This is a genomic window from Amycolatopsis sp. NPDC051716 (genome assembly GCF_040681595.1).
GTDB lineage: Bacteria > Actinomycetota > Actinomycetes > Mycobacteriales > Pseudonocardiaceae > Amycolatopsis.
Genome location: NZ_JBFAZA010000017.1, coordinates 138,032 through 158,441 on the forward strand (window position 1 = coordinate 138,032; position 20,410 = coordinate 158,441).

A 20,410-nucleotide genomic window follows, 5' to 3' on the forward strand; every position below is an offset into this window, starting at 1 on the left:
CATGCCGGCGAATCCGGTCGTCGCGATTGCTTGGCGCGTTAGGCGTGCCCTGTCGGGAGAGCGCGGCTCGGTCACCGCCGAGCTGATGATCGCGACACCGCTGCTCCTGCTGGCGCTGTTGGTGATCATCCAGTTCGCCCTCTGGTCGCACGCGACCCATGTCGCTCAAGCTGCCGCCGCCGAAGCGCTCGCCGCGGCCCGCGTCCAGAACGGCACCGCCACGGCCGGCCGGGCCGCCGGCCAGCAGATGCTCGACGAACTTGCGCAGGGGCCGCTGCGGTCGTCGCAAATCGACGTCGTGCGGACCGAGACCTCGGTTTCGGCGAGCGTGCAGGGCGAGGCCGTTGCGGTGCTGCCCGGCATGCACCTGCACGTGCATGCAGAAGCCGCAGGCGAGGTCGAAAGGTTCGTTCCGGACGCCTGACCGAAGGGAGAGAAGCCATGTCACTGCTCAAGAAACCTGATGCGGTGACCGTCGGCGACTTCGCCGACGGTCCGGACATCATGCTGTGGAACCCCGCCCTCACCACAAGACACTGGCGCTGGCAAGTCCTTCGTGGTTTCCTCGCGCGATCAGTCTCGGCTCGCTGCGCAGCGGGGCTTCTGGCCCTCGCACTGGTGCTGGGTATAGGCGCCGCGGAGTCCCTCGGCGGTGCGCTGGCGGTCGTTGACGCCATCGCGCTGCTCCTGAGCGGCCTCTGCGACGCGGTCATCACCGCGGCCTGCCTCGCTACCGATCACCAGCATCAGCCCGGACGCCGCTGTCCGCTGGAGCGGTCTCCCGGCGACTTCTTCTTTCGAAGTGACGACTTCGTCGACCTCGGCACAGCGGCGCACCACACGGCCGGGCTCCTGATCGACCTCGTCGGCGAGCTCCACGCCACCCCGGCACGCGACTGGATCGACCCCGAGCTGCCCGAGCGAGCCCACCAAACGGTCTGGGACGCGCTGACACGCTTGACCAGGACAGCGCCTGCTCGCCGGCACGCCGCACGGCTCGCAGCATTACCAGGGGAGACCGACCTCGCGACCGCGACCGCCGCGGCGATCACCGAGTTCGACACCCTGCTCGGCGAGCTGGCGTTCCACCTGCAGGGCTGCGTCACGCTCACCCGGGAATGGGAAGCGAAGCTTCGCCACGCCGAACTCGTCGACCACACCAGCGCCGTCCACGCCGAACTGCACGCCGCGTCGATCCGCCCGATGGTTGAGGTCGCCGAGGAGCTGCCGAAATCCGTCTTCGCGTACGTCACCGCAGCTCGCGACCTGACAGGCACTGGACGATTTCCGTGGGAACTGCCGGCCGCGGAGCAAGTTCCATGACCGCGGCACACCTCCGGGTCGGCTGGTGGCGTGCCGAGCGCGGTTCGGTGACCGTCGAGGCGGTGTTGATCGCCCCGGTTCTGGTCATGCTGTTGGTGTTCGTCGCCGTGGTCGTCCACCGTGGCGTCGACGCGCGACTGCGCCTGGACGACGCCGCGCACCAGGCAGCGCGTGCCGCAAGCCTGCAGCGCACTCGCGCGGCCGCTACCGCCGCTGCGGAAACAACCGCCACCTCGGCGCTGACCCACGCCGGCCTGGTGTGCCGCGACGCCACGGTCAGCACGACGACCTCGGCGAGCCCAGGCAGCACCGTCGTCGTCAGCGTCCGCTGCACCGTCAACTTCGGCCAGGCCCTCGTCCTCGGCGTGCCTGGCAGCCGGGTCCTCAGCGCCGAGGCCAGCGAGGTCGTCGATACCTACCGATCGCACTCGACCGCTGGAGGTGCGTGATGGACGCCCGCCGCGTGGCCTGGTGGCGAGCAGACGACGGGCAGGTCTCCGCGTTCGTCGTCGTGCTGATGCTCGCACTTATGGCCTTGGCCGGCCTCGGGCTCGACGGTGGCCTCGCGCTCGCTGCGAAGGTGCGAGCCACCGGCCAGGCCGAGTCCGCCGCACGCGCCGGTGCGCAAGCGATCGACCTCGCCGCCTACCGGGCCAGCGGCACGCTGCGGCTGGTCCCCGCAGAAGCCGACGGTCTCGCCCGCCGCTACCTCGCCGGTGCTGGTGTCACCGGCACGGTGACGTCCACGGCCGACACCGTGACCGTCACCGTCACGACCAGCCAGCGCACCCAGCTGCTGTCGCTCATCGGCATCCCGTCGATCGGCGCCCACGGCAGCGGCGCAGCCCATCCCCGGCGCGGAGTCACCGAGCTGGAGCCCTGAAACCGGAGGTGAACAACGATGATCACGACCGACGAGATCGAACGGCGCGTCGAGAAGGCCGATGCGGAGAAGAGCGCCAGGAGGACAGCCGCAGCCCGCGAGGTCGGTGAACTTGCCCATCGTCGAGCTGCGCTGGCCGAGGAGCTGGCGGAGGTCGAGCGCAAGCTCGGCGAGGTGCTTGCCGCGGCGGCGGACGTCATTGGCATCGACGAGCTGACCGAGTTCACTGACGTCCCGGCCGCCGACCTCACCCGGTGGCTCACCTTCGGCAAACCCCGCGCTCGGCGAGGTCGACCGCCCGGCAGCCGCCGACCGAAACCGGAGACTTCGCCCGGGACCTCGCCGTCAGTTGCACCGCCGGAACCTCGACCGGGGTTGCCGACGGCGGGCACCCAGCCGCCGGTTGTCCAGGGCCAGCGAAGCTGAGCCAGGGACACTGTTGTGCCTGCAGAACGGCAGACCCGAACCGGACCGCGGCGAGTCCGTTGTGCGCTCGTGCATGGCGCAGGGCGGCTGCTTCGGGCCGGCGTGGCGCTCGCGCTGCTGGCCGGATTGTGCGCCGGGCTGCCGTGGGCGCTGGTGCGGTTCATCGGCTGGCCCCTCCCGGATCACCTGCCCACCACGGCGGAACTCGGCGAGGTGCTGACGGCTCGGCTGTCGACGAGTCTGCTGCTCGACGTGCTCGCGTGCGGCGCGTGGCTGCTGTGGGGTGCGTTCCTTGTCGAGCTGGCCAGGTGCGTGCGCGACCTCGTCCTCACCGTAGGTCGGCTGGACTCGGCCTGGCGCGGCGGCCCGCTCCGCCGGGTCGCTGCGGTGCTCATCGCCGCCGTTGTCGTGTCGTTCGTCAGCCGCACCGCTCTCGCCGCGTCCGGCGGGAGCAGCGCGGGCCAGGTCGGCGTGAGCTCGTCGGTCACCGCGCCATCGGCTGTTGACGGCCGAGCGGAGGACGTCGAGCTGGTGCGTCCACCGTGGGACGGTGTCCACGATTCGCTGTACCGGATCGCGCAACGCCGCCTCGGCGACGGTGACCGGTGGCCGGAGCTCTGGCGCCTCAACGCCAAGAGCGCCCAGCCCGGCGGTCGCACGCTGACCTCTCCCTCTCTGATCCATCCGGGCGACCGGATCCGCCTACCGCCGACAACCAGGCTTGTGGACCCCACAACACCGCAGTGGCAGCCGCCGCCCGCGGCGCCCGGAACTGCCTCTCCGCCGAGCCCAGCGGCCCCTTTCGCCGCTGATCCAGACCCCGTTTCGCCGTGGGAACCCAGCGTGTACATCGGCCTCGGGCTGGCGGGCGCGATCAGCGCGGCGCTGGTGGTCGCCCAACGACGTCACCGTGCCGGCTACCGGCCCGGCAGCGGCCGACGCGGCGACGACCTGCCCGTTGCCCCCGTCGTCTACCAGCTACACCAGGCACACCAGCACACCCAAACCGGACTCGACGAGTTCGCCGACGCCGATGACGACGTTCCCGAGATGCGTACGGGGTTCGAGCTGGGTGAGCCCGCCGATGAGGCGGCCGCGGAACTGGCGCTGGACCTCGCGGCGACGCATGGCCTTGGTCTCATCGGCCCCGGCAGCCACGCCGCGGCCCGCGCGCTGCTGCTTACGGCCATGGCCTCCACCCGTCACCCGCAGGTCGTCGCGCCGGCCGCGGACCTGCGCGGCTTACTCGGCGTCCCGGAGCCCGGCGCCGAACTACCGGCATGCGTCCACGCTGTCGGCGACCTCGCCACCGCCCTCGAATACCTCAACAGCGAAAACCCGCCCGAGAGCACTCGATGGATCCTCGTGGCCACCGCACCGGCAGACGAACCCGATCGCACGCGACTGCAGCGCGCCCTTGCCGAAGACGATGCGAGCACGACCGCGCTGCTGCTCGGCCAATGGCATCCCGGCGTCACGGTTTATGTGGACACCGCCGGCACCATCACCGCGACCTCACCCGGCCCAGGAGAGCCGCTGCGCGGCCGGCGAGCCTTCTCCCTCCCCGAATCCGCGGCCCGCGAGCTGTTCGCCCTCTTCGATGCCGCACACGGCGCACGAGACGAACATCCCGAATTTGCTTCCCAGCCCACCCGGGGGTTGGAGATCGCAGACCCGCCGACCCCCTACCAAGCGCGCTTGAATGGTGATCATGAGCAAGCTTCCTCCGATCACGGCGGTTTTCTGGATCATGAAGATCGCAGCCACCACGCTGGGCGAGACGGCAGGTGACCTGCTTGCCCAGACGATGCACGTGGGCTACCTCGTCAGCTCGGCGATCCTCGTCGGACTTTTCCTCGCGAGCCTGGTGACACAGCTGGCGGTGAAGACTTTTCACCCGATCCTGTACTGGACGGTCATCCTGTCCACCAGCACCGCCGGCACGACGATGTCGGACTTCATGAACCGCAGCGCCGGACTCGGTTACGCCACGGGTGCGCTGGTCCTGATCGCCGCGCTCGCCACGGTGTTGGTCGTCTGGAAGGCCAGCGGGCATTCGTTCACCGTGCAGAAGATCGACTCGTTCGGTGGTGAACTGCTGTACTGGGCAGCAGTCTTGTTCTCCAACACACTGGGCACCTCACTGGGTGACTTCCTCGCTGACGATTCCGGCCTCGGCTTCGGTGGCACCGCCCTGGTGATCGGCGGTGTCCTGTTGCTCGTCGTGACGGCGATGAAGACGGCGCGCGTCTCGCGGACGCTGCTGTTCTGGATCGCGTTCGTCCTGACCCGTCCGCTCGGCGCGTCGGCCGGTGACTTCGTCAGCAAACCGGTCGGCGCCGGCGGGCTGGGATACGGCACGACGGGCGCCTCGGCACTGCTCGGCGTGGTCCTCGTGGCACTGATCGTTTACACCACGTGGCAACAGCGGCAGGCGCGGGCCGTCGAATACGCCGCCTGATCTCGGTAGCCCCCGGCGAGGCCCGGACCGGTGATCGTCGCGGCGAGCAGTTTGCGGGGTGGAAGGCGGTGCGGGGACGTGCTTGCCGCGCGCCGCCGGGCCTCGTGGCGATGCCGCGGTGCGCAGGTCGAGGCTGATGGGGAAAGCGTTGGCAGGTCCGGGCTTCAGTGCTCGGTTTTCGCCCGTTCGACGCTGAGCGGCGCCGGGCTCGCGCGGCGCACTCCATCCTGGATCGGGTCCGGGATGGTCAGCGTGAAACGAGCGCCGGTTCCGGGCGAGCTGGTCACCGAGACCTTTCCACCACGTGCTTCGACTGCCGCACGGACGATCGCCAGTCCGAGTCCACTTCCACCGCGCGCATCGCCGTGGCGGGTGGACCAGGACTGCTCGAAGATGTGGGTCAAGTGCTCCTGCGCGATGCCGCGGCCGGTGTCGGACACTTCGATGTGGAAGCCGGGCGGCTCGCCCCACGCGCGTACCGCGATCGAATCGCCATTCTGCGTGAACGCGATCGCATTCTCCAGCAGGCTGTCCATCGCCGCTTGCAGCCGCTCCGCGTTGCCCTGCACCGTTCCGACCCGGCTGTCGCAGGACCATCGCCGTTCGGCCACCGGGACCCACCGGCGCACCAGGCGTTCCAGGAACGCGTCGAGATCGAGCGGGGCGGTGCCGACGGGGGAATCGAGGCGCATCAGCGTGGTCAGGCCGCCGGTGAGACGGTCCAGCTTGCCGAGTTCGTCCAGCACGATTCCGGCATCGTCGTCGGTCTGCTGGTCTTCGTGCGCCGACCGGATGAGCTCGACGTAACCGCGGGCCACGGTGATCGAGGTCCGCAGCTCGTGCGAACCGAGGCGCACGAACAGTTCCTGGGTTTCGCCTCGCTGGCGTTCGAGCGCGGCGACCCGCTGCAGCTCGACCAGCGCCCGTTGCCGGCCCCGCACGTGCCAGACCATGACCAGGAACACGGCCGCCATGAGCGGAACTTCGGACACCTCCTCGAACCGGATCACGCCGCGCACGGCCTGGTCCACCATGATCGCACCGGTGGACCCGGTGACCGCGACCAGCGCGGTCAGCATGCCCGCCAGCGGCCAGGAATTTACGCCGAAAACCATGGCGATGCTGATCCAGACGAAGTGGAACGGGATCGTCTCGCCCTCGGGAAACCGCCACATGGCCCAGAGATTGACCAACGCGAAGAGAACCCAGCAGAAAAGAACCGTCCGCTTAGCCCGCGGAGAGGCAGTAACCCACATTGCGCACCGTCTCGATTCGGCGGAGCCCGTCAAGCTTCGACCGCAGCCGGCGGACGTAGACGTCCACGACGTTGCTCCCGGGATCGAATTGGTATCCCCAGACGTCGGCGAGCAGCTCCTCCCGGCTGCACACCTGGTTCGCGCGTTGCATGAGATGGGTCAGCAGCACGAATTCCCGTTGTGACAGCGCGGTCTGTTGGTTGCCGACCGAGACGACGCGGCGCTGGGTGTCCAGCCGCAGATCGCCGACCTGGAGGAACCGGGTCCCGATCGTGCTCGCCACGGATTCCCTCAGGCGGACCCTGACGCGGGCCAGGAACTCCGCGGTGACAAAAGGTTTCGGCAGGAAGTCGAGTGCCCCCGCGTCGAGGACCTGGACCCGCGTGCCGATCTCGGGTACCGCCGAGAGGACCACGACGCGAGTACCCGGCAGTCGCTCGAGCAGTTCCGACAGGACTTCCGCGCCGGACATGTCGGGCAGCATGAGATCGAGGACCACGAGGTCATAACTACGTTCCGTAGCCGCCGCGATCCCGTCCGCGCCCGTTCCGGCCAGATCGACGGCATACCCCTCGGCTTGCAGCACGCGCTGCAGCAGACGCCGGATCCGTTCTTCGTCATCGACAACCAGTAGGCGGCTCAACGGCTTCACCTCGTTCACCGGTGGAGGACGGCCGGCTTCTCGCCCGCGTCCGGCCGACTTGCCGTCCCAGCACGATTGTCGAGCACGCGGCTCCGTTCGTTACATCGGGTGATAACGATTGGAACAGTGACAACCGGATGACGGACCTTTCATCTTCGGCCCCGCGCGGCGGCTCGCGCCCACGATCGGTAATCCGCAGCGCCACACTGGAGGCTGGCCATGGCTCGTCCGACTTTCCGCTCCGCGGCCATCGTCGTGGCCGTCCTCACCGGAATCGCGCTGGCACTTCCGGTGGTGCTGCCGCACGTGACTCCGCGTGCCCGTGCCACGCAACCGGGCTCGATCACCCTGCACGCGGCGAGCGCGCGCACCGTGGGAACCGCCCCGGGTCAGGTCCGCAAGGGTGATCCGATCACCGGGTACAAGTGGTTGATCGCCGCCGAGGACGTCGGAAATCCGCGGGACAGCCTGCAGAACTGCCTGCCCGCGCGCGCCGGGGGCACCGCGGATTTCGCCACGCGCTGCCAGTGGCCGTCCATTCGCTACACGCCGGGCAGTGTGCCGATCGTGGCGCAGGGTGACCAGAACGACCTCAACGACACCAAGGCGCTCGACGCCCTGCCGCCGGGCCGGTACCTGATCTCGGTGACGGCCGACGGATACAAGATCGACGGCGCGCACTTCACAGTGGACGGTGGCACGCAGCGGGTCGACGTGACCATGCAGCCCTATCCGCTGCCGCTGGGCAACGTCCGGCTCCGGGTGTTCAACGACTCCGTCCCGGTGGACGCGACCTACGAGGTGGGCGCGGAGCCCGGCCTGGCCGGGTTCACCGCGCACCTGTCCGACGTGCTCGGTGAGGTCTCCACCGACTACTACGGGAACCCGTTGTGCACCAAGTACGTCCACAATGGCGCCGGCCAGATCGTCTTCGCCGACGGCAAGCCGCAGATCGACCCGGCGTCGACCGGGAAGTGCGTCAGCGACGCCCAGGGGAACATCCTGATCCCGAACATGGGCCCCGACCGCTACGCCGCCACCGTGGTACCGCCGGTCGGCACCGACTGGGCCCAGACCACGACGCTGGAAGGCGCGCACGACTGGGACATCTGGACGCAGGAAGGCGACACCGGCTTCGACACCGAGCAGACGGCCGGCGCCGAGCAGGTGCCCGCGGTCGACTTCGGGTTCGTCCGGCCCAAGGCCCTCCCGGCCGGGCCGACCGGTGAAATCAAGGGCGTCGCGGTCCAGATCGACACCTACGTCGGCGGCACCGGCGGCGTGGGCGTGCCGAACGCGGGCGTGGCCGGGGCCAGTGTCCGCGGCCCGATCGACCGGCCGTACGTCGCGCTCTCCGCGCTGGGCAACAACGACCAGGTCGCCTACATGGCGCGAGCGGGCAGTGACGGCAAGTTCGACATCAAGAACGTGCCGAACGGGGACTACCAGCTGACGTTGTGGGACTACCCGCAGGAGGTCATCCTCGACAGCTTCAACGTCACCGTGAACAACGGCGGCGTGGTCGACGTCGGGCAGAAGGGCCTCGTCGGCTGGCACGCGGCCATCGAGGGAACGATCTTCATCGACGCGAACGCCAACGGCAAGCGCGACCCCGGTGAGGCCGGCGTTCCGCAGTTCCCGGTGTCGGTGAAAGAACGCGACAACTCCACGATGGACCAGGGCATCGCCGGCGTCACCACCGACGCCGCCGGTCACTACTCGATCCCCGAGGTCTACCCGCTGAGCAAGTTCCTGGTGCTCGAAGCGTTCAACACCCGCTACAAGACCACCGGCATCACCTACCAGGCCGACAACCAGCCCGCCCCGACGACGATGCTCGGTGCCGCGGTGGACGTGTCCATCCTGCCGATCATCGGGCTCAAGGGCCGGGTCGACTGGGGCGTGCAGCCGTACGCGGGCGCGGAGAACGGCGGGATCGTCGGTACCGTCACCTACGACACCACCCGCAACGAACTCGATCCGCGCTACGCCGTGACCGAGTCCTACCAGCCGGGCATCCCGAACGTCCCGGTGCACCTGTACGCCGTGCAGCGCGACGCGAACGGCGACCCGGTGGTCAACCCGGACGGCTCGGTCACGCGCGGTCCCGAGCTGGCGGACACCTACACGTCCGAGACCTGGCAGCAGCCCACCGGCTGCACACCGCGGCTCTACGACGGCAACGTCTTGACCGGCCAGCAGGCGGTCGGCATCCCCGGGCAGGACCCGCCGTCCTGTGTGGAGTCCCCGATGAGCGGCATCCAGGTCCAGCCGAGCGACACCACGCCGGGCAACTTCGGGCAGACCGTGAACGGCAACTACGGCTTCGGCACCTCGAAGCTCAACCTGTACCCACCGGGTGACGAGAACAACCCGGCGCCGGGCAAGGACCTGCCGCTCTACGCGAACCTGGCCGACAACCACTACGACGACCAGCCGCTGGTCCCCGACGACTACCTGGTCTCGGTGGACGTGCCGCAGAATCCGGTCGGCGGCAAGCCGATGTACCAGCTCACCAAGGAAGAGGACGTCAACATCTTCGACGGTGACGGGTACCTGCCGCAGGAGAACTTCCCGCCGGCACCCGAGCTGTCGAGCGACCCGCCCAACCCGGCGCAACCGCAGCCGGATCCCGGAGCACCGCCGTCGGGCGGCGCGGGCATCGTGGCGCCCTGTGCAGGCGCGAACCACACGGTGCACGTCACGGACCAGGCGTTCGTCGACGGCGGCGGCAGCCCCTTCGAGGGCCAGGCCAAGCCGCAGTGCGACCAGAAGCTCGTCACTGTCCGCGGTGGACAGTCCACCGCGCCGAACTTCACCCTCTTCACCCAGGTTCCGCTGCCGACGCACTTCTTCGGGCTGACCATCAACGACCTCGGGCTGTCCAACGACCAGCGGTCCATCCAGTACGGCGAAGCCCAGCCGCTGCCGAGCGTTCCGATGGGCATCTACGACTGGAGCGGCCGGCTCGTCGACACCGTGACAACCGACTTCAACGGCTACTACGAAGCACTCGAGCCGTCGACGTCCACCTACAACTGCCCGCTGCCCGCGGGTCCGTGCCCAGGCATGTACAGGTTCGTCGGCAACGACCCCGGGCAGCCCGGCCACGTCAACCGCGACTACAACCCGCGGTTCCGCACCATCGCGACCAACTTCCAGGCGTGGCCGGGGCTCTACACCGTGACCGACACGGCGCCGACCCAGGTGGGCGTGGTGTCGGTGGCGCCGGGCTCCACCCAGGTCAACCCGGTGAACTGCACCCCATCGGCCACCGCGCCGCAGATCTTCGCGCTCGACCGGCCGGTCCTGCGGCTTACGGACGTCTTCAACCGCACGGTCACCCTCGACGGTGCCGGCTTCGGTGCCACCAAGGGTGCCGGGCAGGTGATCATGACGCGGGCCGACGGCTCGACAGCGAACCTCGCGACCAGTGCGTGGAGCGACACCCGGATCAAGTTCGCCGTCCCGATCACGTTGACCGGCGGGCCGGTGAAGATCTCCGTGCGCAAGGGTGACGGGCCGACCACGGTCAACGGCGTCGGCCTGCAGGTCCTCGGGCTGGCCTACAACCCGCGGATCCTGCAGGTCGACCCGCCGACCCCGGCGCCGCCCGGCACCGGCTTCACCACCGTCCAAGCGGCGCTGGAGGCGGCCGCCCGCGGAAACGGGCCGCAGGTCGTCGTCGTGTGGCCGGGCCCGCAGGGCCAGGACAACCCCCAGGGCGCCTACTTCGAGAACGTCGTCGTGCACTCGCAGGTCCGCCTGCAGGGCGTGGGTCCGGGCGGCTTCCGCAGCGACGGCAGCTACGTGCGCGGCTCGGTGCTCGACGGGCTCGGCTTCAACCCGGACAACCCCTCCGGTACGGCCTGGTTCGCGCTCGTCGGCGGCCTTCAGTACCAGGGCCCGGTGAACGTGCCGGACTCCGCGGTCGTCACGGTGCTCGCCCCGCCGGGCGGCAACACCGGCTCCGCGATCGACGGCTTCACCATCACCGGCGGTGCGCAGGCCGACTTCGCCACCAACATCAACGACGTCTACGGCGGTACCAAGACCCCCGCCGGGGCGCCGGGCGCGGCGATCACCCAGGGCGGCGGCGTGTACGTCCACGCGGGAGTCAACGGGCTCGGCGTGTCGGACAACGTCATCGTCGGCAACGGCGGCTCCTACGGCGGTGGCATCCGCGTCGGGACGCCGTACGTCACGACGATCCACAACCGGAACCTGACGGTCGACCACAACCAGATCCGGGACAACGGCGGCACCAACCTCGCCGGCGGGATCGGGTTGTTCGACGGCACCGACAACTACTCGGTGCACCACAACGACCTGTGCGGCAACTTCTCCGCCGAGTACGGCGGCGGGATCAGCCACTACGGCCGCGGCACGGGCGGCGACATCGGCAACAACCGGCTCTGGTTCAACCAGTCCTACGACGAGGCGGGCGGCATCATGATCGCCGGTGAGCTCAACGCCAACCTGAACCAGCCCTCCGCGGGGTCGGGTCCGGTGACCGTCCACGAGAACCTCGTCCAGGACAACCTCGCCAACGACGACGGCGGCGGGATCCGGCTGCTGCAGGCCGGCACCTACCCGGTCTCCATTATCAACAACATGATCACCGACAACATCTCCACCCACGAAGGCGGCGGACTCGCACTCGACGACGCGACCAACGTCCGGCTGGTCAACAACACGGTGATGAAGAACGTCACGACCGCCACCGCGATCACCAGCACGGGCGAAGCGGCACCGGCCGGTCTTTCCACGGCGCTCAACAGCGCGCAGCTGCAGGCGACCCTGCCGGCAAACGCGCCGAAGTACAGCAAACCCCTGCTGTTCAACAACATCTTCTTCGACAACCGCGCCGGAAACTGGAACGGGCTGTACGTCTCGGGGATCGCCTCGCCGCAGGCGCCGGGCGGTGACCCGGTCCGGCACTGGGACCTGGGTTCGGTGGACGCGGGGGTCACGCTGACCCCGACGTACTCGGTGCTCCAGCAGTACGACCCCGGCGTGACGCCGAGCCCGAGCAACAAGATCGGCACCGACCCGCACGTCCGGACCCCGTTCGACGTCTCGGCCACCATCCTCACCTCCCGGACGTTCCCGTCCTACCGGGAAGCGGTGATCGTCGCGAAGAACGTGCCACCCGAACTGCAGGGCGACTACCACCTGAGCGGACCGGTCCTGCCGGCCAACGGCAGCGGCACCGGCTCGCAGCCCAACCCCGGCGGCGCCGTCCAGGCACCCGCGATCGACTACGACGGCCAACGCCGGGCGACCCCGCCGGACATCGGCGCCGACGAAGCCTTCTGACCCACCCGGATTCCGGTCCGGCCGCACTCGCCTCCCCCAGGTGCGACCGGACCGGTTCCACCCCCATCCAGCATCGGCACCGGCTCGCCGGGAGGACATCGTGACCAGCGACAACCAGCAACGCCCGCTGAGCCGTCGTGCCCTGCTCTACGGCGGCGCCGCGACCGTCGCCGCCGTCGCCGGCGGCCGGCTGCTCGGCTCCCGCCTCGACGCGCCGACGCCGACGACCGTCCGCCCGGCCGCCGCGGTCGTGCCACCGGTGACCGAGGTGCACTTCGCCGCCACCGACGGCTGGGCGTCCATGCCCGCCGGTGCGCGGCAGAACCCGCCGTTCTGGCCCGACTCGCTGGCCCCGAGCCCGTTCGACCTCTACGTCTTCGGCTTCCGCGACGTGACCGGGATGGACGACGCGACCGTGAAGGCCCAGCGCGGCAAAGCCCAGATCTCCGCGCCGCTGCTGGCGTTCGACCAGGACACCGACATCAAGCTCACCCTCACCAACCTCGGGCTGTCGGTCCGGCCGGACCTGACCGACGGCCACACCGTGCACTGGCACGGGTTCCAGAACGCGATCCCGCTGTTCGACGGCGTGCCGGAGCTGTCGATTTCGGTCCCGATCGGGCGCGACTTCACCTACTTCTACCGCCCGCACGAGGCCGGAACGTACATGTACCACTGCCACTTCGAGGACGTCGAACACGTCCAGATGGGGATGACCGGTGTCGTGTTCGTCCGGCCCGCGCAGAACAAGAGCCCGGTCGCCGGCGATCCACCGGGAACGAAGTACGCCTACAACGACGGTGACGGCTCCACCCGCTACCAGCGCGAGTTCGCGTTCATGCTGACCGAGATCTGGGCCGAGGCGCACTACCGGGACGCCCACATCCAGACCACCGATTGGACGGACTTCGCCCCCAGCTTCTGGACGATGAACGGCCGGGCCTATCCCGACACACTGGTACCGAACGGCAACCCGACGAGTACGGCCGCGGGCCGCCTGCAGTACCAGCCGAACAGTTCACTCATCACCGCCAACGAAGGCGACCGCGTCCTGCTGCGCGTCGCCAACCTCGGCTACCAGAACCACTCGCTGACCGCGGACGGGATTTCGCTGACCACCGTCGCCAAGGACGCCGCCCTGCTCGTCGGGCGGGACCACAGCAAGCACTACCTGACCGGCAACAGCGTCGAAATCGGTCCGGGCGAGAGCCGTGACGTGCTGTTCACGGCGCCCGCCCCGGGCACCTACCTGCTCTACGACCGCGACTACGGCTACTTGAACAACGGCGGTGGCAGCGGCTACGGCGGCCAGATGACCGAGATCCTGGTCAGCCCCGCCGGCACCCTCGGCCCGCAGACCATCCCCAACACCTGAGCAGGACAGCCATGAACCCGACGCGCTCACCCCGCTTCACCACGGCGGCCCCGTTCGTCCTGGCCGTCGCCATCGTCGTCGCGCTGACCATGCCGATGCCGTCCGCGGCCGCCGACGCCACCGATGGACTGCCCTGCGAAGCCAACTCCGCCAACACTTTCACCCTCGACGCCAAGGCCGGGTACGTCTCCACTCCGGACGGCAACTCGATCCACATGTGGAGCTACTCCTCGAGCACCAAGGCGTTCCAGCTGCCCGGCCCGATGCTCTGCGTCGACTCCGGCGTCACGGTCACGGTGGTCCTGCACAACACCCTTCCCGAGGCAACGTCCATCGCCTTTCCCGGGCAGCACCACCAGCGGGCCAACGGGCATCCGGCCCAGCCGCAGACCGACGGCACCGGTCTGACCTCGCTGACCGACGCCGCGGCGCCGCTCACCGGATCGGTGACCTACACCTTCACCGCCGGTGCCCCGGGCACGTACCTGTACGAGAGCGGCACCGACGTCGCCAAGCAACGGGAAATGGGGCTGTCGGGTGCGCTGGTCGTCCGGCCACCCGGGCAACCCGACCACGCCAACGCCCGCGCCGACTCGGCCTTCGACACCCACCGCGAATACGTCTACCTGCTGTCCGAAGTGGACCCGGACCTGCACCTCGCGGTGGAGCGCAAACGTGCGTTCGACGTCACCAAGACCAAGGCGCGTTACTTCTTCATCAACGGCCGCAGCATGCCCGACACCATCGCACCCAACGGCGCGGCGTGGCTGCCCAACCAGCCCTACGGCTCCCTCGTGCACCTCAAGCCGTTCGTGCCGGGCGATCCGAACAGCAGGCCGGCCCTCGTGCGCTACCTCAACGCAGGTTCGGTCAACTATCCGTTCCACCCGCACGGCAACGACCAGCGCGTGATCACCGAGGATGGTCAGCCGGTGCAGGGCGCCGGGGGCAGCGACGCCTCCTACGACAAGTTCCTCGTCGACATCGGCCCCGGCCAGAGCGCCGACACGCTCGACCAGTGGGTCGACACGGAACACTGGAACGGCGAGACCAACCCGATCCCGGTTCCGCTGCCGCAGCTGCAGGACCAGATCGTCGGCCCCGGCACGGAGACGTGGTTCAGCGAGAACCCCTACCTCGGCGGGCAGCCCGGCGAGGTCCCGGCCGGGGTCGTGCGCAACAACCAGTGCGGTGAGTACTACATGGTGGCGCACAGCCACGCACTCGAGCAGGCCACCAACTACGGCGCGAGTTTCGGCGGGATGATGACGCTCGTCCGCATCGACCCGGCCGCCGGATGCCCGTCATGACGACCTCGGGCCGAGAGGACAGGACCATGCGCACCAGCACCAGGCGCACCACGAGCAAGACGGCGGCCGCCACGCTGCTGGCCGCGGCGCTGGCCGGGTTCGGCACGGTCGTGACCGGACCGGCCGCGGCGGCCGTCCCCGCACCTGCGGCGGTACCGATCGCGCACGCCGCGGCCCCGCAGGGCGCGCTGCCTCAGACCGGCTGCAGCACCGCGGGCACGGCCGCCACGTGCGAGCTGTACGCGAAGCCCGGCACGCTCACGGTGTCCAGCATCGCCGTTCCGATCTGGGGACTGTCCTCGACGGACACCGGCGTACCGACAACTCCCGGACCGGTGCTCGTGGTGACCGAGGGAGCGACCGTCACCGTCAACGTCCACAACGGACTCCCGGGATCCCTGAGCCTCGCTGTCCCCGGTCTGCTGGGCGGCGCCGACGACCGCACGGGCGCCACGCCCGGCGCCACGAAGGCCTACACCTTCGCCGCCAGCAGGCCCGGCACCTACCTGTACGAGGCCGGACACACCGCCGACGGTGCCCGGCAGGCCGCGATGGGCATCGTGGGCGCGATGATCGTGCGCCCGGCCACCGGTACCGGCACGGCGTACGGCACCGCCTTCGACGACGAGGCCGCGCTCGTACTGTCCGAAGTGGACCCCGCGTTCAACGCCGATCCGGCCGGCTACGACCTGCGGAAGTTCCAGCCGGTCTACCGGCTGATCAACGGCAGGGCCTACCCGGAGACCGACCCGGTCGCCACCTCCGCCGGGCGGCGCGTGCTGCTGCGCTACGTCAACGCGGGGCTGTCCGCCCACGCGATGGGCACGCTCGGCACCGAACAGTCGGTGCTGGCCAAGGACGCCCGGCCGAGCGAGGCGCCGTATCCGAAGATCTCCGACAGCATCGCCGCCGGCAGCACCGAGGACACCCTCGTCACCGTCCCGCCGGCCGAGGACGGGCCCAGGTTCGCGGTCTACGAGACCGCCGGACGCCTCGACACCGCCGGGCACCGCGTCGGCACGACGAACGTCGTGGCCTTCGGCGGCATGATGACCTTCCTCGACACCGGCGCGGCGCCGTCCGGCACCGACACCGCGGGACCGGTGACGCAACGGCTCGCCGCGGCCCCGGCCTCGGCCACCGCTCTGCAGACCGTCACCTTCACCGCCGACTTCACCGACGTCCCGAACGGCGGCTCGAACGTGACGCGGGCCGAGTTCGTCGTCGACGACCCGGCGATCGCCGTGGGCACCGGCACCGCGTTCACCGGCACCTTCGGCGGGCCCACCGTCACCGGCGCCCAGGCCACCCTGAACCTGGCCACCACGACACCGGCCCTCACCGCCGGCAAGCACGTGGTCTACGTGCGAGCCTTGGACTCCCAAGGCAACTGGGGTGTGGTCAACTCCGTCGTGCTGACCGTCAGCAGCTCCGGCCCGGTCACCACCGCAGGCCTGTTGACGCCCGCCGCGGGCAACGGTTCGGCTGCCGCCGTCGTCAGCGCGACCGGCGACGACTCGCTCCTGGGCGGAACCGTCGACGCGGCCGAGTACTTCGTCGGCACCCAGGGCGCCAACGGCACCGGCAGCGCGATGACGCTGAACGCCGGCACCGTCGTCGCGGAGTCGGCGGCCATCCCGGCGCTCACCCTGTCGGCACTGCCGGAGGGCCCGGTGACGGTGTACGTGCACAGCCACGACTCGTTCGGGCTCTGGGGACCGGCGCAGGCGCTGCCGTTCACCCTCGACCGGACACCGCCCGCGATGACCAGTGGCATCGTCGAGCCGAGCCCGAACAACGGCACGGCAGGTTCGCCGGTGGACCCGACGTCGATCAAGGTCACCGCCGCGTTCGCCGACCCGGTCACCAACAGCGTCAACACCCCGATCGCCGCGGCCGAGGGCTTCCTCGACAACCCGAACGGCGCCCCCGGCACCGGGCTCACGTTCGTCGCGTCGGACGGCTCCTTCAACGCCACGGCCGAGGGCGCCTACGGCCTGATCCCGCTCAGCCAGCTGACCGGGATGGCCGAGGGCCCGCACCAGGTCTACGTGCACGCCAAGGACCTGGCCGGGAACTGGGGCCCGTACGCCCCGCTGACCCTCGTCGTCGACCGCGGCGGTCCCGCCGTCAGCGCGGCGAGCGCGACACCGAACTCGGTCAACCGCACGACGACGGCCGTGACACTGGCCGGTACGGCGACCGACAACCTGACCGGGATCGCGGCCGCGGAGTGGTTCGACGGCGCCGACCCCGGCAAGGGCCTCGGCCATCCGATGTCGGTCACGGCCACCGGCCCGAAGACGGCGAGCATCGGCGTCGCGGCCGGCCCGGGCGGGTTCACCGTCGGCACGCACACCCTGTCGCTGCGGGCCCGCGACGCCGCCGGGAACTGGGGACCGCCGGCAACGGTGACCCTTACCGTCACGGCGCTGAGCAACATCGTGTTCTCCGACGGCTTCGAATCCGGGAACACCAGCGCCTGGGCGGCCTCGACCGGTCCCGTCACCGTGCTGCCGGGTTCCGCACTGAGCGGGTCGCAGGGCATGCAGGCGACTGCCGCGGGCGCGGCGCCGGCGTACCTCACCGACACCACCCCGGCGAACGAGCCGGCCTACCACCTGCAGTTCCAGTTCCGGCCGGACACGCTGGCCACCGGAACCGGCACGGTGAACCTCGCAGCGGGGTTGTCGGCCACCGGTCAGCAGCTGTTCGTGGTGCAGTACCGGAAGTCCGGCGGCGCGGCCCAGGTCCGGCTCGGCGTGCGGCGCAGCACCGGAGTCGTCTCCTACACGCCGTACCTGACGCTCGGCTCCGGGGTGCAGACGATCCGCGTGGATTGGGCGGCCGGGACGTCGACGACGCACAAGCTGACGGTGGGCAGCTCGAGCCAGCAGCTGACCGGCGTCAACACCGGCACGGTCCGGCTGGACACGCTGTGGCTCGGCCTGTCCGGCGGCGGTGCCGCCACCACCGGGGCGGCGTCGTTCGACGCGGTCCTCTCGACCCGCTTCACCCTGCCCTGACCCGACACGCGAGCGAGGAGAACGACGATGCTCCAAAGGAAACTGGGCGAATGGTGGCGGCGCGGCATGGTCCGGATCGCGGTCCTGGTGGTGCTGGTCCTGGCCCTCGCGGCGGTGCTGACCTGGCGGGTCCAGCCGACCGCCGGGGCCGGGAAGCCCTACCAGGTCCCGCAGGACCGGCAGCTGGAGAGCAACCTCGGGATCCGCGTCTCGCAGGCCGCGGTGGTCGCCGACGGCGGCATCGTCGAGCTCCGGTACACGGTGCTCGACGGCCAGAAGGCGTCGAAGTTCCAGAACGACGTCCACCACCCACCGGTGCTGCACAGCGAACGCCGCAAGGGTGAGGTGTACCGGGCGGCGCTGATGAAGCAAGGGCACGAACTGCGGCCCGGCCAGACGTATTACATCCTTTATCTCAACAACGGCAACGCGATCCGCAGCGGCGAAACCCTCGAGGTCGAGGCCGGCGGCGCCAAGCTCCAGCACGTCCCGGTGCGGTGACCCGATGCCGGAAGCACGCATCCGGGCAAGGCTGGCGGTCGTCGCCGGCGCGCTGCTCGCCGCGGCGGGGTTCGCGGCGCTGTCGGCGGCGCCCGCCTGGGCCCACGCCGAGCCGATCGGCACCGTGCCCGGCGACGGGTCCACCGTGGACAGCTCGCCGGCGGCGGCCGAGATCCGGCTGACCGAGCCGGTGGAGACCGACGCCACCAAAGTCTCGCTGGTGGACGGTTCCGGGCACCACCTGCCCACCGGGCCGGCGGCTCTGCTGCGCACCGTCGGGGCCGGCCCCGAGGACCCGGTGACGCTGCGGATCCCGCTGCCGGTGCTGCCCCCGGACACTTACCGGCTGTCCTGGACCACGGTGTCCAGCGACGACCTGCACACGACCGCCGGAACGCTCGTCTTCGGCGTCCAGCGCGTGGTCGCCCCTGCCGCGGGCGGCCGTCCCGCCGACCCGCTGCCGGCGGCCGGCGAGGTGCTCGGCCAAGGCGCGGTGTACCTCGGTCTCGGCGGCTGGATGGGCTCGATGCTGCTGCTGTTCCTGCTCCGGCCGCACGACGGCAGCCGCCGGGTACTGCGGGCGCGGCTGCTGCGGACCGGCGCCGTCCTCGCCGCTGTCGGGCTCTTCGGCGGCTTGGTGATCATGCTGGTGCGGGCCGCGGCTTTCGGCGCGGACGTCGTTCCGCTGGCGTGGCAGCTGATCACCGGCAGCAGCGCCGGTCCGCCCTGGGTGGCCGGGGAGGCCGCCGCCGCGGGCATGGTCATCGTGTCGGTGGCCGCCTTGCGCCGGGGCTCGCTGCCGAGGAGGCCGACGGCGGTCGTGGTCTCGGTCCTGGCGCTCGTCGCCGCGGCCGCCACCGCGCTGCAGGGGCACCTCGCCCGGTCCGGTCCGCTGCTGCTGGGCACCGATGTCGTCCACATCCTGGCGACCATGACCTGGGCCGGGACGGTCATCGTCGCGGGAGCCGCGCTGGCCGGCCGGCGGGGAAACCGCGAGCAGGCCCGGGAGGTGCTCCGCCGGTTCGGCCTGATCGCGACCGGTGCGCTGACCCTGCTGGTCGCGTCCGGGCTGCTCCTGGCCGGAGACCGGGTGGCGTCGCTCGACGCGCTCCTGCTCTCCACCTACGGCCGGATCCTGCTGCTCAAGGCCGGGCTGGTGGCCGTCGCCGCGCTGGCCGGGCTCGTGACGACGCTCAGCCTCCACGGACGCCACCGCGATCCCGGCCGGACCGGGCCCGCGGTCCGGACCGAGATGATGGTGCTGGCCGGCGTTCTGGTGGCCACCGCGGGGCTGGTGTCGACCCACCAGGCGAGCGGACCGCAGTGGCGTCCGCCCGAGCCGGTGACCGCGCAGAACTCGCTGACGGCCGACGATCTGGTCGGCACCGTCGACGTACGGCCGAACCTCCCGGGCCGCAACTTCGTCACGGTGAGCCTCTTCGACACCCGCCGTCCGGCGCCCGCGCCGATCCAGGCCGTCGCAGTGCTCCTGCGAGCTCCGGGCGGGGCGGTGGTGAGCCGCACGGCGAGCCCGGCCGGACCGAGCTCCTACCTGCTGGCGACCGACGACCTCGCGACCGGCGGCCCGTGGACGATCACCGTGACGGCGTTGCGGCCCGGTCTCGTCCCGGCGACGGCGACCCTCGACTGGACTGTCCCGCCTACCGCGGCTTTCGCCCGGCAGCCGGTGTACTCCTGGTCGCCGCTGACCGCGTACACCGGGTGGCTCGCGATCGTCGTGCTCCTGATGGGTGGGACGGCCCTGCGGCTGGTCACCCGCCGGCCCCGACGGACTCGTGAGCGTGAGAGCGTGCCGGCCGGGGTGGCGCCGCGCTCGTGACGAAAGGCAAACGGACAGCCAACCGGCGGGGCAGTTCGCCTCGCCGG

General features: G+C 70.5%; 15 protein-coding genes. 13 read left to right on the forward strand and 2 right to left on the reverse strand.

The annotated features are described in order from the left end of the window. Window position 1: 1 nt before the first annotated feature. The 7 genes from AB0M30_RS24250 to AB0M30_RS24280 all read left to right on the forward strand — a co-directional run bounded on the left by AB0M30_RS24250 (window position 2) and on the right by AB0M30_RS24280 (window position 5,093). Complete coding sequence (locus tag AB0M30_RS24250; protein ID WP_364587434.1) at window positions 2-424, forward strand: TadE/TadG family type IV pilus assembly protein; 423 nt, start codon at window positions 2-4, stop codon at window positions 422-424. Between the two features lie 17 nt (window positions 425-441). Continuing rightward, window positions 442-1,323 carry a hypothetical protein gene (locus AB0M30_RS24255; protein ID WP_364587437.1) on the forward strand — a complete coding sequence of 294 codons (882 nt, stop codon included), beginning with the start codon at window positions 442-444 and terminating at the stop codon, window positions 1,321-1,323. Further along, window positions 1,320-1,772, forward strand: a complete 453-nt coding sequence (locus tag AB0M30_RS24260) for a TadE/TadG family type IV pilus assembly protein (RefSeq protein WP_364587440.1) — start codon at window positions 1,320-1,322, stop codon at window positions 1,770-1,772. Before AB0M30_RS24255 ends, AB0M30_RS24260 begins: the two co-directional genes overlap by 4 nt. Next, on the forward strand, window positions 1,772-2,206 hold the full coding sequence (locus AB0M30_RS24265) for a pilus assembly protein TadG-related protein (protein ID WP_364587443.1): 435 nt from the start codon (window positions 1,772-1,774) through the stop codon (window positions 2,204-2,206). The genes AB0M30_RS24260 and AB0M30_RS24265 overlap by 1 nt, the downstream gene beginning before the upstream one ends. An 18-nt stretch (window positions 2,207-2,224) precedes the next feature. Beyond that, a complete protein-coding gene (locus tag AB0M30_RS24270; RefSeq protein WP_364587446.1) occupies window positions 2,225-2,632 on the forward strand; it encodes a hypothetical protein in 408 nt (135 codons plus the stop codon). A 102-nt stretch (window positions 2,633-2,734) separates the two neighbouring features. Beyond that, window positions 2,735-4,423, forward strand: a complete 1,689-nt coding sequence (locus AB0M30_RS24275; protein WP_364587449.1) for a LysM domain-containing protein — start codon at window positions 2,735-2,737, stop codon at window positions 4,421-4,423. After that, window positions 4,335-5,093 (forward strand): hypothetical protein, encoded by a 759-nt coding sequence (locus AB0M30_RS24280; protein ID WP_364587452.1) that lies wholly within the window; start codon window positions 4,335-4,337, stop codon window positions 5,091-5,093. Before AB0M30_RS24275 ends, AB0M30_RS24280 begins: the two co-directional genes overlap by 89 nt. A gap of 164 nt (window positions 5,094-5,257) precedes the next feature. Here the strand turns inward: AB0M30_RS24280 and AB0M30_RS24285 are convergent, their stop codons facing one another. Together AB0M30_RS24285 and AB0M30_RS24290 are read right to left on the reverse strand one after the other, a co-directional pair. Next, complete coding sequence (locus AB0M30_RS24285) at window positions 5,258-6,382, reverse strand: HAMP domain-containing sensor histidine kinase (RefSeq protein ID WP_364587455.1); 1,125 nt, start codon at window positions 6,380-6,382, stop codon at window positions 5,258-5,260. After that, the gene (locus AB0M30_RS24290) at window positions 6,321-7,010 is read right to left on the reverse strand and encodes a response regulator transcription factor (RefSeq protein WP_364587458.1); all 690 of its coding nucleotides are present in this window, start codon (window positions 7,008-7,010) and stop codon (window positions 6,321-6,323) included. Before AB0M30_RS24290 ends, AB0M30_RS24285 begins: the two co-directional genes overlap by 62 nt. Window positions 7,011-7,211: 201 nt before the next feature. On the opposite strand from AB0M30_RS24290, the gene AB0M30_RS24295 reads away from it, so the two are divergent. The 6 genes from AB0M30_RS24295 (at window position 7,212) to AB0M30_RS24320 (ending at window position 20,363) form a co-directional block, all read left to right on the forward strand. Continuing rightward, the gene (locus AB0M30_RS24295) at window positions 7,212-12,311 is read left to right on the forward strand and encodes a hypothetical protein (protein ID WP_364587461.1); all 5,100 of its coding nucleotides are present in this window, start codon (window positions 7,212-7,214) and stop codon (window positions 12,309-12,311) included. A 100-nt stretch (window positions 12,312-12,411) separates the two neighbouring features. After that, the gene (locus tag AB0M30_RS24300) at window positions 12,412-13,686 is read left to right on the forward strand and encodes a multicopper oxidase domain-containing protein (protein ID WP_364587464.1); all 1,275 of its coding nucleotides are present in this window, start codon (window positions 12,412-12,414) and stop codon (window positions 13,684-13,686) included. An 11-nt stretch (window positions 13,687-13,697) separates the two neighbouring features. Further along, the gene (locus AB0M30_RS24305) at window positions 13,698-14,996 is read left to right on the forward strand and encodes a multicopper oxidase domain-containing protein (RefSeq protein ID WP_364587467.1); all 1,299 of its coding nucleotides are present in this window, start codon (window positions 13,698-13,700) and stop codon (window positions 14,994-14,996) included. Between the two features lie 26 nt (window positions 14,997-15,022). Further along, a complete protein-coding gene (locus AB0M30_RS24310) occupies window positions 15,023-18,022 on the forward strand; it encodes a multicopper oxidase domain-containing protein (protein ID WP_364587470.1) in 3,000 nt (999 codons plus the stop codon). Between the two features lie 27 nt (window positions 18,023-18,049). Next, a complete protein-coding gene (locus AB0M30_RS24315; protein WP_364587473.1) occupies window positions 18,050-18,523 on the forward strand; it encodes a hypothetical protein in 474 nt (157 codons plus the stop codon). Window positions 18,524-18,527: 4 nt separating this feature from the next. Further along, a complete protein-coding gene (locus tag AB0M30_RS24320) occupies window positions 18,528-20,363 on the forward strand; it encodes a copper resistance protein CopC (protein ID WP_364587476.1) in 1,836 nt (611 codons plus the stop codon). Window positions 20,364-20,410 lie beyond the last annotated feature (47 nt).